Here is a 14,027-nt window from a genome sequence, read left to right as displayed (position 1 = left end):
GGAGTCCTTACTATGAAAAAACGAGTTTTTCTAGCAGCTGGTGTAGCTATACTCTCGGCGGCTATGCTAGCAGCGTGTTCAACAGGTGGTAAAGATGCTACTAAACCTGTTACCTATACCTATGTCTTCTCTACAGATCCTACGACTCTGGATTATACAGTTTCTGGGAATGTCAGCACTAAACAAATTACAGGTAATGTTATTGATGGTCTACTTGAAAATGACCAATATGGGAATCTGATTCCATCAGTTGCAGAAGATTGGACTGTTTCAAAAGATGGTTTGACCTATACCTATAAAATTCGCCAGGGTGTCAAATGGTATACTAATGAGGGCGAAGAATATGGTGAAGTCAAAGCTCAGGACTTTGTAACTGGTCTGAAGCACGCAGCTGATAAGAAATCACAGGCTCTTTATCTGGTTCAAGACTCAGTTCAAGGTTTGGACGATTATGTCAATGGGAAAACAACAGATTTCTCTACTGTTGGTGTAAAAGCGACAGATGATTATACGGTTGTTTACACTTTGAACCATCCAGAATCTTTCTGGAATTCCAAGACAACAATGGGCGTTCTTGCCCCAATTAGCGAGGACTTTTTGGCTTCTAAAGGAGATGACTTTGGGAAGGCGACTGATGTAACAAGCATTCTTTATAATGGTGCCTATCTCCTCAAGGGATTGACATCTAAATCTTCTATTGAGATGACCAAAAATCAAAACTATTGGGATAAGCAAAATGTCTTTATTGATGATATTAAATTGTCTTTCTTTGATGGTCAAGACGCCGATTCTCTTGGACGTGGCTTTGATGAAGGACATTATCCAGCGGCGCCTCTCTTTAAAAATTCTGCCAACTATGAACGTCTAAAAGAAAAATACAAGGATAATATTGTGTATGGGCCACAAAGAGGCGGAACTTTCTATATCTCAACTAATATCGATCGTGTAGCTTATAACCATACTGCTAAAACAAGTGATGCGGAAAAATCATCCACTAAAAAGGCTTTGTTGAATAAAGATTTCCGTCAATCCTTGGCTTTCGCTGCAGATCGTACGGCTGCAGTATCTCAAGTATTTGGGGACGAAGTGGCACCTCGTAAATTACGTACAAGTTTTACCCCTCCAACATTTGTCCAAGTTGGAGAGCAGTCATTTGGGCAAGTAGCTAAGTCAGAACTGGATAAGTTAGATAGCGCTTGGAAAGACGTGAGTCTTGATGATGCACAAGATTCACTTCATAATGTAGACAAGGCTAAAGCTAAATTTGAAGTTGCTAAGAAAACACTTCAAGCCGATGGAGTACAGTTCCCCGTTCATTTAGACCTTCCAGTTTCCTCTACTCAGACAGATTTTATTCGTCAAGCCCAATCTTATAAACAATCCATTGAGGAAGCCTTAGGCTCTGAAAATATAGTGATTGACATTCAACAAGTTTCTGATGATGAATTGGGAAATATGACAGTATTTGCAACATCAACTAACAATACTGATTGGGATATCAATGTAAATAGTGGTTGGAGTCCTGATTATGCAGATCCATCAACCTATTTAGATGTATTTGATCCAACATCTGGTCCAACTCTTCTAGGAGCACTTGGTGTAGCACCAGGTACAGATAATCCGGCAATCAAAGCTGTTGGTTTAGATAAGTTTAAAGAGTTAATTACTGATGCTAGTGGTGAAAAAATAGATCTGCAAAAACGTTATTCTAAATATGCTAAGGCTCAAGCTTGGTTAACAGATAGTGCTCTGGTTATTCCTGTACACTCAGACGGTGCCCAAATGCTTGTAACGAAGAAAGTATTAGGCAGTGGTGCTGATGGTTGGGTTGGTGACAAAACAGGCGACAACAGTTATAAATATCTTAAACTCCAAGATAAGATTGTCACTTCTAAAGAAATGGATGAGTTCCGCAAGAAATTTGCTGATGAAAAAGCCAAATCCAATGCTGATTATCAGAAGAACTTAGACCGTCATATTCAAGACTAATCAAATCTCCTCTTTTGAGGGGATTTTTTATATCGCTGTCTCCATGTAAGCACTTTAAAAAAGAGTTATTTTGGTCTAAAAATGGTATAATGAAAGGACGACAGAAAGGAATTATATATGGAACAAAAAGAGAAACATTTTAGCCTATCTTGGTTTTTTAAGTGGTTTTTGGATAACAAGGCCATTACGGTATTTTTGGTAACCTTATTATTGGGACTCAATCTTTTTATTTTAAGTAAGATTAGTTTTTTATTTTCACCTGTTTTAGACTTTTTGGCAGTCGTGATGTTGCCAGTCATTCTGTCTGGCTTGTTATATTATTTGTTGAATCCTATTGTTGATTGGATGGAGAAGCATAAGGTTAATCGTGTTATAGCTATCACTATTGTCTTTGTTATCATCGCTCTCTTTATCATTTGGGGTTTGGCAGTCGCCATTCCAAATCTGCAACGCCAGGTTTTGACCTTTGCAAGAAACGTTCCTGTTTACTTAGAAGATATAGATAGGATTGTTAATGGATTGGTAGCCCAGCACCTGCCAGATGATTTCAGACCTCAGTTAGAACAAGTTTTGACCAATTTTTCTAGCCAGGCTACAGTTTGGGCAAGTAAGGTTTCATCTCAGGCAGTCAACTGGGTGAGTGCCTTTATTAGCGGAGCTTCTCAAGTGATTGTTGCCTTGATTATCGTTCCTTTCATGCTCTTTTATCTCTTGCGTGATGGGAAAGGCTTGCGTAACTATTTGACCCAATTTATGCCGACAAAATTGAAAGAACCTGTTGGACAAGTTTTATCAGATGTGAATCAACAGTTGTCCAACTATGTTCGAGGGCAAGTGACAGTGGCTATTATTGTAGCAGTAATGTTTATGATCTTCTTTAAGATCATTGGTCTCCGTTATGCGGTTACGCTTGGTGTTACTGCTGGTATTTTAAATCTGGTTCCTTATCTTGGTAGCTTTCTAGCCATGCTTCCTGCCTTAGTTCTGGGCTTGATTGCTGGGCCAGTTATGTTGTTGAAAGTAGTGATTGTCTTTGTCGTAGAACAAACTATTGAAGGCCGTTTTGTCTCTCCATTGATTTTGGGAAGCCAATTAAACATCCATCCTATTAATGTTCTCTTTGTTTTGTTAACTTCAGGATCTATGTTTGGTATCTGGGGAGTTTTACTTGGTATTCCGGTTTATGCCTCTGCTAAGGTTGTCATTTCAGCCATTTTCGAATGGTATAAGGTAGTCAGTGGTCTATATGAAGTAGAGGGCGAGGAAGTCAAGAGTGAACAATAGTCAACAGATGTTACAGGCTTTGGAAGAGCAAGATTTAACCAAGGCAGAGCACTATTTCGTCAAAGCTTTAGAAAATGATCCAAGTGACCTTCTGTATGAGTTGGCAACTTATCTTGAAGGAATTGGTTTTTATCCTCAGGCCAAGGAAATTTACCTGAAAATCGTAGAGGATTTCCCAGAGCTTCATCTTAATCTAGCAGCAATCGCTAGCGAGGATGGTCAAATCGAAGAAGCCTTTGCTTATCTTGAGGAAATCCAAGCTGACAGTGACTGGTATGTCTCGTCTTTGCTTCTTAAGGCAGATCTTTACCAGATGGAAGGTTTGACAGATGTGGCGCGTGAGAAATTGCTGGAGGCCTTGAGTTATTCAGAGGATCCTCTCTTGATATTAGGATTGGCAGAATTGGATAGTGAGTTGGAAAATTACCAAGAGGCTATTCAAGGCTATGCCCAGTTAGATAATCGCTCGATTTATGAGCAAACAGGGATTTCCACCTATCAACGAATTGGCTTTGCCTATGCCCAGTTAGGGAAATTTGAAACGGCCACAGAGTTTTTAGAAAAAGCTCTGGAGTTAGAATACGATGACCTAACAGCTTTTGAGTTAGCCAGTCTTTACTTTGATCAAGAAGAATACCAAAAAGCTGTCCTCTATTTTAAGCAGATCGATACCATTTCTCCTGACTTTGAAGGCTATGAGTATGGATACAGTCAGGCCTTACATAAGGAACATCAAGTTCAAGAAGCTCTGCGTATCGCTAAGCAAGGCTTGGAGAAAAATCCTTTTGAAACAAGACTCTTATTAGCAGCTTCACAATTTTCTTATGAATTGCATGATGCTAGTGGAGCAGAGAACTACCTCCTTACTGCTAAAGAAGATGCTGAGGATACGGAAGAAATCTTACTCCGTCTAGCAACTATTTATCTGGAGCAGGAGCGTTATGAGGATATTCTAGACTTGCAAAGTGAGGAGCCAGAAAATCTTTTGACCAAGTGGATGATTGCTCGTTCCTATCAAGAAATGGACGATTTGGATACTGCCTATGAGCATTACCAAGAGTTGGCAGGAGATTTGAAGGACAATCCAGAATTTCTGGAACACTATATCTATCTCTTGCGTGAATTGGGCTACTTTGAAGAAGCAAAAGTCCATGCACAAGCTTACTTAAAACTGGTTCCAGATGATGTGCAAATGCAAGAATTGTTTGAGAGATTGTAAGAATGTTTAAACATATAGAACTGTAGTTTATCTCTTTTGATAGCTACGGTTTTTATTTGTATATGATAGAATTTTTTTGCAAAAATGGTTGGTTATTTTGTTTATTCATGCTATAATAGGAACAATTACTTTTAGGAGGTGCAGTATGTCTTATTTATTTGAGATATTACCGAGTTTACTGAATGGTGCGAGCACGACTGTACAGGTCTTTGCACTGGTCTTGCTATTTTCGATTCCTTTGGGCGTTTTGATTGCCTTTGCCTTGCAAGTCCATTGGAAGCCCCTCCATTATCTGATTAACATTTACATCTGGGTTATGCGAGGAACCCCCTTACTCTTGCAACTGATTTTTATTTATTATGTGCTCCCAAGTATTGGGATTCGCTTAGATCGCCTTCCTGCTGCTATTATTGCCTTTGTTCTCAACTATGCAGCTTACTTTGCAGAAATTTTCCGTGGGGGAATTGACACTATTCCAAGAGGACAGTATGAGGCTGCCAAGGTCTTGAAGTTTAGCCCTTTTGACACAGTGCGCTATATTATCTTGCCCCAAGTGACTAAAATCGTTCTTCCTAGTGTCTTTAATGAAGTTATGAGTTTGGTCAAGGATACTTCTTTGGTCTATGCTCTCGGAATTTCAGACCTTATCTTGGCTAGTCGAACAGCTGCCAACCGTGACGCCAGTCTGGTTCCTATGTTCTTGGCAGGAGCCATTTACTTGATTTTGATTGGGATTGTGACAATTATTTCCAAAAAAGTTGAGAAGAAGTATAGTTATTATAGATAGGAGGCTGCCATGTTAGAATTACGAAATATCAATAAGAAATTTGGAGACAAACAAATCCTGTCTAATTTCAGTCTAAGTATTCCTGAAAAGCAAATCCTGGCTATCGTTGGGCCTTCCGGTGGCGGTAAGACAACTCTTTTACGTATGCTTGCGGGTCTTGAAACCATTGATTCAGGGCAAATCTTTTATAATGGACAACCTTTAGAGCTGGATGAATTGCAGAAGCGAAACCTACTGGGATTTGTCTTCCAAGATTTTCAACTGTTCCCTCATTTATCAGTTCTGGACAATTTGACCTTATCGCCTGTGAAGACCATGGGAATGAAGCAGGAGGAGGCTGATAAGAAGGCGCGTGGTCTCTTGGAACAATTAGGACTAGCAGGACACGCAGATGCCTATCCTTTCTCACTATCTGGTGGGCAAAAGCAGCGTGTGGCCTTGGCGCGTGCTATGATGATCGACCCAGAAATCATAGGATACGATGAACCAACTTCTGCCCTGGATCCAGAATTACGCTTGGAAGTGGAAAAACTAATCTTGCAAAATAGGGAACTTGGGATGACCCAGATTGTGGTTACCCATGATTTGCAGTTCGCTGAAAATATCGCAGATGTATTATTGAAAGTAGAACCTAAATAGGAGGAAAAATGGATGAAAAAATGGATGCTTGTATTAGTCAGTCTGATGACTGCTTTGTTCTTAGTAGCTTGTGGGAAAAATTCTAGCGAAACTAGTGGAGATAATTGGTCTAAGTACGAGTCTAACAAGTCTATTACTATTGGATTTGATAGCACTTTTGTTCCAATGGGATTTGCTCAGAAAGATGGTTCTTATGCAGGATTTGATATTGATTTAGCTACAGCTGTTTTTGAAAAATACGGAATTACGGTAAATTGGCAACCGATTGATTGGGATTTGAAAGAAGCTGAATTGACAAAAGGAACGATTGATCTGATTTGGAATGGCTATTCCGCTACAGATGAACGCCGTGAAAAGGTAGCATTCAGTAACTCATATATGAAGAATGAGCAGGTATTGGTTACCAAGAAATCATCTGGTATCACGACTGCAAAGGATATGGCTGGAAAGACATTAGGAGCTCAAGCTGGTTCATCTGGTTATGCGGACTTTGAAGCAAACCCAGCGATTTTAAAGGATATTGTCGCTAATAAGGAAGCGAATCAATACCAAACCTTTAATGAAGCCTTGATTGATTTGAAAAATGATCGAATTGACGGTCTATTGATTGACCGTGTCTATGCAAACTATTATTTAGAAGCAGAAGGCGTTTTAAACGATTATAATGTCTTTACAGTTGGACTAGAAACAGAAGCTTTTGCGGTTGGAGCCCGTAAGGAAGATACAACTCTGGTTAAGAAGATAAATGAAGCTTTTTCTAGTCTTTACAAGGACGGAAAGTTCCAAGAAATCAGCCAAAAATGGTTTGGAGAAGATGTAGCAACCAAAGAAGTAAAAGAAGGACAGTAAGATAAAATAGTGGCTGAGACTGCGTTTTGATTAGCAAAACGTAGTTTTTTTGTAATCTAGGAAAACGATAATAGCGATTGAATCTGGATAATTGAATATGGAATAGCCCACTGTGATTTCTAAACCATTGTTAAAAATTGATTTGACTTCCAAAATTAAAATGTTCTGTAATGAAATGCTGATGCAACTGTTTTAGGAACAATAAAACGCATAATATCAAGGTTTTCGAACCTTATATTATGCGTTTTGTGATTGTTAGCTGATTTTTTACAATCCAGCAAAGTCCTTGATTTCTTGTGCTGACATTGAAGAGTCGCAACGGACGTTGATTTGTCCATCTGCAACGTGAATAAAGCCTGGTACAGTTGGGATTCCATAGCGTGAGCGGAATGCTTGCAACTCATTGAGTTGGCTTGGTTCTTCACTATTGATGAAGTAGATGTGAGCTTTGGTTTCAGCTACGACACCTGCTAATGTACCTGCAAATTTACGGCAGTAAGGGCAAGTTTTGCGACCGATAAAGAAGGTTGCAGTTTCTTTTTTATCAAGAGCTTCTTGCGCACGCGCTACTGTAGTGACTTCAAGGTCTTTGATGTTATCTAAAAATTGTTCCATGAGATTACCTCGCTTTCATTGATAAGTCTAGTATGCCATAAAGTTTCTAAAATTGCTTAGATTTGATACGAAAAAAAGATGAGATTGGTTGGTCTCATCTTTTATAGGGCCTTATTTTACAAAAGCATTGATTTCTGCTTCGATATTAGCAATCTTAGCTTGTGATTCTTCGTTAGTTTCACCTACAACTGCAATGTAGAACTTGATTTTTGGTTCTGTACCTGAAGGGCGAACGGCAATCCATGAACCGTCAGCAAGTGTGTATTTCAACACGTCACTTGGAGGAGTTGTCAAGTTTGTAACAGTACCGTCAGCAGCAGTAGCTGTTTGAGCTTTGAAGTCTTCTACGACAGTGATAGCTGTTGCGTTCCATTATTTTGGAGCATTGTTACGGAATTTAGCCATAATCGCTTTGATTTGTTCAGCACCATCGACACCTGAAAGGGTAACAGAGATTGTCTTTTCTGCGTAGTAGCCGTACTCTTTGTAGATTTCTTCGATACCGTCAGCAAGTGTCAAACCACGTGAACGGTAGTAGGCAGCAAGTTCAGCAACGACAAGAACGGCTTGGATAGCATCTTTATCACGTACGAATGGTTTAATCAAGTAACCGAAGCTTTCTTCAAATCCCATCATGTATGTGTGATTGTGTTTTTCTTCGAATTCTTGGATTTTTTCAGCGATAAATTTGAAACCAGTCAGAACGTTGAACATGGTTGCGCCGTAGCTTTCAGCAATCTTCGTTACCAAGTCAGTTGATACGATAGATTTACATAGGGCTGCATTTTCAGGAAGAGTTCCAGCGTTTTTGTGGGCTTCCAAGATGTATTTTGCCATGATAGCACCGATTTGGTTACCTGATAGGTTAAGGTAGCTACCATCTTTTTGAAGAACTTCAACACCAACACGGTCAGCATCAGGGTCAGTTGCGACAAGAACGTCTGCACCAACTTGACGACCAAGTTCTTCAGCAAGTGCAAAGGCTGCTTGGCTTTCTGGGTTTGGAGATTTTACAGTTGAGAAGTCAGGATCAGCAGTTGCTTGCGCTTCAACGACTTGAACAGAGTCAAATCCTGCTTGGGCAAGGGCACGACGAGCCAACATTTCACCAGTACCATGAAGTGGTGTGTAGACAATCTTCATGTCTTTACCAAATTCTTCAATCAAGGCTGGGTTGATGTTAACGTCCTTAACTTCTTTAAGGTATTCTACGTCAACAGCTTCGCCGATAACTTCAATCAAGCCAGAAGCTTTTTCAGCTTCCACATCAGCAACTTCTACCGCAAATGGGTTTTCGATTGCGCGGATATAAGTAGTCAAAGCGTCCGCGTCGTGTGGAGGCATTTGTCCACCGTCTTCACCGTAAACCTTGTAACCGTTAAATGGAGCAGGGTTGTGGCTGGCTGTGACCATGATACCTGCGAAACAGTTGAGGTGACGAACTGCAAATGATAGTTCTGGAGTTGGACGAAGGCTTTCAAATACGTAAGATTTGATACCGTGTTTAGCAAGAACTGCCGCAGATTCAAAGGCAAACTCAGGTGAGAAGTGACGGCTATCGTAGGCGATTGCTACACCGCGTTCTTTCTCGTTTCCACCTTTTGACTCAATCAAACGAGCCAATCCCTCAGTAGCTTGACGAACAACATAGATGTTGATGCGGTTTGTACCAGCGCCAATCAAGCCACGCATCCCTGCAGTACCAAATTCAAGATTTGTATAGAAGGCATCTTCCTTCGTTTTTTCATCCATATTTTCCAAATCTTGACGAAGATAGTCAGGAAGATCCGCAAAATCAACCCATTTCTGGTAATTTTCTTGGTAAGACATTCAAATTCTCCTTTATTTTTAAAACATTTAATCAGTTTGATTATATCATTTTTTTTAGTTTTAGTAAAACCTTATCTGCTTCGAAAATATCTTCAAACCAGGTCAGATTGAATTTTGGGTTTATATGATGTTGAGGCTAGGAAAAATTCAATTTCAGTAAAAAAGTAAGTCTTCTCATAATAAAACATTGATACCAAACGTTTTATTATGAGAAGACTTTTACCCAGCCTCTTTATATACAACCTCAAAACAGTGTTTTGAGTAATCTGTGACTAGACGTTTAGTTCTAAGAATGCCATCTTGACCAGATGGTTTTCTTTACCGTTATTGGTGATAATCTTCCAGCAAGGCTTCAAACTCAGATACTGACATACCCAGCTGATGGCTGGCAACCTCAGGTGTTAGAAGACCTTGACGTACTAGATTTGCTAAACCTACTTTTAATCCCTGTTCGATGCCTTCAGCTCGTCCACGCTCTAAACCTTGTTCAATCCCCTCTGCACGACCACGTTCCAACCCTTTTTCCTCAGCTTGTTCCAAAGCATAGTCCTGTGCTAACAAGGCTTGTTCTTCTCGCATACGTAGTTGGCTAAACATTTTCCTGTCCTCCTCGGACCAGCTCTTGTAGTCCAGCAGTTGGTCTGCTTGGCTGATGGCTCGCTCGGGTTGTTGAGTAAAGGGTTTGTTACCAAAAAACTCCAACCACGGTTTGCGAACCTTGTCTTTGCTGGTTTCTCTGTATTTTTTAGGTCTTATTTATGATGGTCTTTCAATAATTCTTCAAACTCAGCGACAGTCATGCCTAATTGCTTACTGGCTACCTCAGAAGTCAGAAGACCTTGGCGGACCATATCTAGGAAGGCAAAGAGTTTTCCACGTTCAAGTCCTTGTTCTAAACCTTTTTCGATGCCTTGTTCAATACCTTCAGCTCGCCCACGCTCTAGTCCCCGCTCTAAGCCCTTTTCTTCAGCTTGTTCCAAGGCATAGTCCTGAGCTAACAATGCCTGTTCTTCTCGCATACGTAGTTGACTAAACATTTTCCTGTCCTCCTCGGACCAGCTCTTGTAGTCCAGCAGTTGGTCTGCTTGGCTGATGGCTCGCTCGGGGTGTTGGGTAAAGGGCTTGTTGCCGAAAAACTCCAACCATGGCTTGCGAACCTCGTCTTTGCTGGTTTCTCTGTATTTTTTTAGTTCTAAGAACGCCATCTTAACCAAATGGTTTTCTTGTCCGTTATTGGTGATGGTTAAAACTTCACCTGTCGTATCCTCTCGCATACTAAAGCTATGAAAAGCTAGGTCATCTGAAAAGTAATTGCTGTCCACGATTGCGATAGCGTATACTGGTGCGATGTGTTTATAGCTCTGGTGAGTGTCACCTTCACGCTGACGAATTTTTTCAAGATTTTGATTAACCTGACTGCAAAGGTAAGCCCATAGGCGATTGATGAAAAAATTCTGATGATGTACCTGAATCTCAATGATAACTTGGGTTCCATTGTCCAACTCAGCTAAGACATCAATACTGGTATAGAAATCCTGCGCTGAATAGGACATGGAAGGCAAGACGTGAATATTGCTACCCTCCAAAATCGTCACATTTTTTGCTGGCAAGTCCAGCATATCGCGAATAAATTGACAAGTGATTTCTGGATTGCTAAAGATTTTCTTAGCAACCAAATCATTGGTTGGGCTGATGCCCGGATGACGTACAGTCATATTTCTTCTCCTCTCATTATAGCACATTTTTTAATCTAATTTACTAGATTTGATGCTTCTATCTATTTATTCGGAAAAGAAAGTGAAAAGTTCAAACTTTCTTGAAAATAACAATACATTAAGTAAAAAAATAGCCAAACTCTTTACATCAAGAAATTTAGCTATCTTTTTTAGGTTGTTTTAAGATTGCATAACGCTTACAGATTTCTCACTTATGTTCTTTCAACAGCACTTCAAACTCAGCCACAGTCATTCCCAATTGCTGACTTGCAACCTCAGCGGTTAAAAGATGCTGGCGAACGAGATTTACTAATCCTTTTTTCAGTCCCTTTTCTTCAGCTTGTTCCAAGGCATAGTCCTGTGCTAACAAGGCTTGTTCTTCACGCATACGTAGTTGACTAAACATTTTCCTGTCCTCCTCGGACCAGCTCTTGTAGTCCAGCAGTTGGTCTGCTTGGCTGATGGCTCGCTCGGGTTGCTGGGTAAAGGGTTTGTTCCCAAAAAACTCCAACCAGGGCTTGCGAACCTTGTCTTTGCTGGTTTCTCTGTATTTTTTTAATTCCAAGAATGCCATCTTGACTAGATGGTTTTCTTGACCATTGTTTGTGATGGTTAAGACTTCACCTGTCGTGTCCTCTCGCATACTAAAACTGTGGAAAGCCAAGTCATCTGAGAAGTAGTTGCTGTCCACAATTGCGATAGCGTATACTGGTGAGATGTGTTTATAGCTCTGGTGTGTATCACCTTCTCGTTGGCGAATTTTTTCAAGGTTTTGATTGACCTGACTGCACAGATAAGCCCATAAACGATTGATGAAAAAATTCTGATGATGAACCTGAATCTCAATGATAACTTGAGTGCCGTTGTCCAACTCCGCTAAAACATCTATACTGGTATAGAAATCCTGTGCCGAGTAGGGCATGGAAGGCAAGACATGAATGTTACTTCCCTCCAAAATCGTCACATTTTTTGCTGGTAAATCCAACATATCGCGAATAAATTGACAAGTGATTTCTGGATTGCTGAAAATTTTCTTAGCAACCAAATCGTTAGTTGGGCTGATGCCCGGATGACGTAAGGTCATATTCTTTCTCCTTTCATTATAGCACATTTTTTAATCTAATTTGCTAGATTCTATGCTTCTATCTATTTATTCGGAAAAGAGAGTGAAAAGTTCAAACTTTCCTGAAAATAACAATATCTTAGATAAAAAAGATAGCTAAACTCTTTACATCAAGAAATTTAGCTATCCTTTTTAGTTGTTTTTGTATAGTGTAATATTTACAGATTTCTTACTCATATCTTGCCAATAACGCCTCAAACTCAGCGACAGTCATGCCTAATTGCTGGCTGGCTACCTCAGAAGTCAGAAGACCTTGGCGGACCATATCTAGGAAGGCAAAAAGTTTTCCACGTTCAAGTCCTTGTTCTAAACCTTTTTCGATGCCTTGTTCAATCCCCTCTGCACGACCACGCTCCAAGCCCTTTTCTTCAGCTTGTTCCAAGGCATAGTCCTGGGCCAATAAGGCTTGTTCTTCACGCATACGTAGTTGACTAAACATCTTCCTGTCCTCCTCGGACCAGCTCTTATAGTCCAGTAGTTGATCTGCCTGGCTGATGGCTCGCTCGGGTTGCTGGGTAAAGGGCTTGTTGCCAAAAAACTCCAACCACGGCTTGCGAACCTCGTCCTTGCTGGTTTCTCTGTATTTTCTTAATTCTAAGAACGCCATCTTGACCAGATGGTTTTCTTGAACCGTTATTGGTGATAATCTTCCAGCAGTGCCTCAAACTCAGCGATAGTCATTCCCAACTGCTGGCTGGCAACCTCGGAAGTCAGAATACCTTGACGAACTAGATTTACTAAACCTACTTTTAATCCTTCTTCTCGTCCTTGTTCACGACCCTCTGCACGACCACGTTCAAGACCACGCTCTAAACCTTGTTCAATCCCCTCTGCGCGACCACGTTCAATACCACGTTCAAGACCACGTTCTAATCCTCTTTCCTCAGCTTGTTCCAAGGCATAGTCCTGTGCTAACAATGCTTGTTCTTCACGCATACGTAGTTGACTAAACATTTTCCTGTCCTCCTCGGACCAGCTCTTGTAGTCCAGCAGTTGATCTGCTTGACTGATGGCTCGCTCGGGTTCTTGAGTAAAGGGTTTGTTGCCGAAAAACTCTAACCATGGTTTGCGAATACTATCTTTGCTGGTTTCTCTATATTTTTTTAATTCCAAGAACGCCATCTTAACCAGATGGTTTTCCTGTCCATTGTTTGTAATTGTTAAAGCCTCTCCCGTCGTATCCTCTCGCATGCTAAAACTATGAAAAGCCAGGTCATCTGAGAAGTAATTGCTATCCACAATAGCGATAGCGTATACTGGTGCGATGTGTTTATAGCTCTGATGAGTATCACCTTCTCGTTGACGGATTTTTTCTAGGTTTTGATTGACCTGACTGCATAGGTAAGCCCATAGGCGATTGATGAAAAAATTCTGATGATGGACTTGAATCTCAATGATAACTTGTGTCCCATTATCTAACTCCGCTAAAACATCTATACTGGTATAGAAATCCTGCGCCGAATAGGGCATGGAAGGCAAGACGTGAATGTTGCTTCCCTCCAAAATGGTCACATTTTTTGCTGGCAAGTCCAACATATCGCGAATAAATTGACAAGTGATTTCTGGGTTGCTAAAAATCTTCTTAGCAACCAAGTCATTAGTTGGGCTAATGCCCGGATGTCTTAGAATCATCCTTTTCCTCCTTCTATTATAGCACATTTTTTAATCTAATTTGCTAGATTCACTGCTTCTATCTATTTATTCGGAAAAAGTAGAAAAAGAGTAGAAAAAATGTCAAATTGTCTCAGTTTTAAAGAAATAAGTGTAAAAGTTAATGGGAATCCTAAAGCAAGCTGAAAAGGTCTCAAAGCACAGCGCTGAGCTTGCTGATAAAAGGAAGTGCGTCCATAAGATGCACACGACAAGGCAAGGATAATGAGGCTTCATCTTTGGTGTTGGCTTACTGATGATGGACTTCTAACCTAGCTTTGGTCTTAGTAAAAAGAGTCGTCTTTCCATTCAAAAAATTTGAAGTTT

General features: G+C 40.4%; 10 protein-coding genes and 3 pseudogenes. 6 read left to right on the top strand and 7 right to left on the bottom strand.

The window, feature by feature from the left end; translation table 11 throughout:
- Nucleotides 1–12 precede the first annotated feature (12 nt).
- The 6 genes from HW098_RS00120 to HW098_RS00095 all read left to right on the top strand — a co-directional run bounded on the left by HW098_RS00120 (nt 13) and on the right by HW098_RS00095 (nt 6,767).
- A complete protein-coding gene (locus HW098_RS00120; RefSeq protein ID WP_176138900.1) occupies nt 13–1,989 on the top strand; it encodes a peptide ABC transporter substrate-binding protein in 1,977 nt (658 codons plus the stop codon).
- A 117-nt stretch (nt 1,990–2,106) separates the two neighbouring features.
- Complete coding sequence (locus tag HW098_RS00115) at nt 2,107–3,273, top strand: AI-2E family transporter (RefSeq protein ID WP_176138899.1); 1,167 nt, start codon at nt 2,107–2,109, stop codon at nt 3,271–3,273.
- Entirely contained in the window at nt 3,263–4,492 is a 1,230-nt protein-coding gene (locus HW098_RS00110; RefSeq protein ID WP_176138898.1) for a tetratricopeptide repeat protein, read from the top strand. The genes HW098_RS00115 and HW098_RS00110 overlap by 11 nt, the downstream gene beginning before the upstream one ends.
- 145 nt (nt 4,493–4,637) lie before the next feature.
- Nucleotides 4,638–5,279, top strand: a complete 642-nt coding sequence (locus tag HW098_RS00105) for an amino acid ABC transporter permease (RefSeq protein ID WP_000120831.1) — start codon at nt 4,638–4,640, stop codon at nt 5,277–5,279.
- 9 nt (nt 5,280–5,288) lie between these two features.
- Nucleotides 5,289–5,918, top strand: a complete 630-nt coding sequence (locus tag HW098_RS00100) for an amino acid ABC transporter ATP-binding protein (RefSeq protein ID WP_176138897.1) — start codon at nt 5,289–5,291, stop codon at nt 5,916–5,918.
- A gap of 12 nt (nt 5,919–5,930) precedes the next feature.
- Nucleotides 5,931–6,767: an amino acid ABC transporter substrate-binding protein gene (locus HW098_RS00095; protein WP_050220771.1), complete on the top strand. Its 837-nt coding sequence runs from the start codon at nt 5,931–5,933 to the stop codon at nt 6,765–6,767.
- Between the two features lie 267 nt (nt 6,768–7,034).
- Here HW098_RS00095 and HW098_RS00090 read toward each other — a convergent pair whose 3' ends face one another.
- From HW098_RS00090 to HW098_RS00060, 7 genes and pseudogenes are all read right to left on the bottom strand, one after another.
- Nucleotides 7,035–7,382 carry a PedC/BrcD family bacteriocin maturation disulfide isomerase gene (locus tag HW098_RS00090; protein WP_176138896.1) on the bottom strand — a complete coding sequence of 116 codons (348 nt, stop codon included), beginning with the start codon at nt 7,380–7,382 and terminating at the stop codon, nt 7,035–7,037.
- Nucleotides 7,383–7,493: 111 nt separating this feature from the next.
- Nucleotides 7,494–9,212 (bottom strand): annotated as a pseudogene (locus HW098_RS00085) (phospho-sugar mutase).
- A 324-nt stretch (nt 9,213–9,536) separates the two neighbouring features.
- Nucleotides 9,537–9,959: pseudogene (locus tag HW098_RS00080) on the bottom strand (hypothetical protein); the annotation flags it as partial.
- Between the two features lie 5 nt (nt 9,960–9,964).
- The gene (locus tag HW098_RS00075; RefSeq protein WP_176138895.1) at nt 9,965–10,927 is read right to left on the bottom strand and encodes an Rpn family recombination-promoting nuclease/putative transposase; all 963 of its coding nucleotides are present in this window, start codon (nt 10,925–10,927) and stop codon (nt 9,965–9,967) included.
- A gap of 208 nt (nt 10,928–11,135) precedes the next feature.
- Nucleotides 11,136–12,011 carry an Rpn family recombination-promoting nuclease/putative transposase gene (locus HW098_RS00070; protein ID WP_176138894.1) on the bottom strand — a complete coding sequence of 292 codons (876 nt, stop codon included), beginning with the start codon at nt 12,009–12,011 and terminating at the stop codon, nt 11,136–11,138.
- Nucleotides 12,012–12,219: 208 nt separating this feature from the next.
- Nucleotides 12,220–12,678 (bottom strand): annotated as a pseudogene (locus HW098_RS10340) (hypothetical protein); the annotation flags it as partial.
- A gap of 5 nt (nt 12,679–12,683) precedes the next feature.
- Nucleotides 12,684–13,682, bottom strand: coding sequence for an Rpn family recombination-promoting nuclease/putative transposase (locus tag HW098_RS00060; RefSeq protein ID WP_176138892.1), 999 nt, complete (start codon nt 13,680–13,682; stop codon nt 12,684–12,686).
- Between the last annotated feature and the right edge of the window lie 345 nt (nt 13,683–14,027).

The sequence above is a fragment of the Streptococcus sp. 1453 genome (assembly GCF_013276955.1).
Classification (GTDB): Bacteria; Bacillota; Bacilli; order Lactobacillales; family Streptococcaceae; genus Streptococcus.
Note: the sequence above shows the minus strand (reverse complement) of the source record. Positions and strands in the feature narration are given on the sequence as shown.

Coding starts and splice junctions, on each gene's coding strand:
- HW098_RS00090 (WP_176138896.1), bottom strand. CDS start 7,382: ATGGAACAATTTTTAGATAACATCAAAGACCTTGAAGTCACTACAGTA.
- HW098_RS00105 (WP_000120831.1), top strand. CDS start 4,638: ATGTCTTATTTATTTGAGATATTACCGAGTTTACTGAATGGTGCGAGC.
- HW098_RS00115 (WP_176138899.1), top strand. CDS start 2,107: ATGGAACAAAAAGAGAAACATTTTAGCCTATCTTGGTTTTTTAAGTGG.
- HW098_RS00060 (WP_176138892.1), bottom strand. CDS start 13,682: ATGATTCTAAGACATCCGGGCATTAGCCCAACTAATGACTTGGTTGCT.
- HW098_RS00095 (WP_050220771.1), top strand. CDS start 5,931: ATGAAAAAATGGATGCTTGTATTAGTCAGTCTGATGACTGCTTTGTTC.
- HW098_RS00070 (WP_176138894.1), bottom strand. CDS start 12,011: ATGACCTTACGTCATCCGGGCATCAGCCCAACTAACGATTTGGTTGCT.
- HW098_RS00075 (WP_176138895.1), bottom strand. CDS start 10,927: ATGACTGTACGTCATCCGGGCATCAGCCCAACCAATGATTTGGTTGCT.
- HW098_RS00100 (WP_176138897.1), top strand. CDS start 5,289: ATGTTAGAATTACGAAATATCAATAAGAAATTTGGAGACAAACAAATC.
- HW098_RS00120 (WP_176138900.1), top strand. CDS start 13: ATGAAAAAACGAGTTTTTCTAGCAGCTGGTGTAGCTATACTCTCGGCG.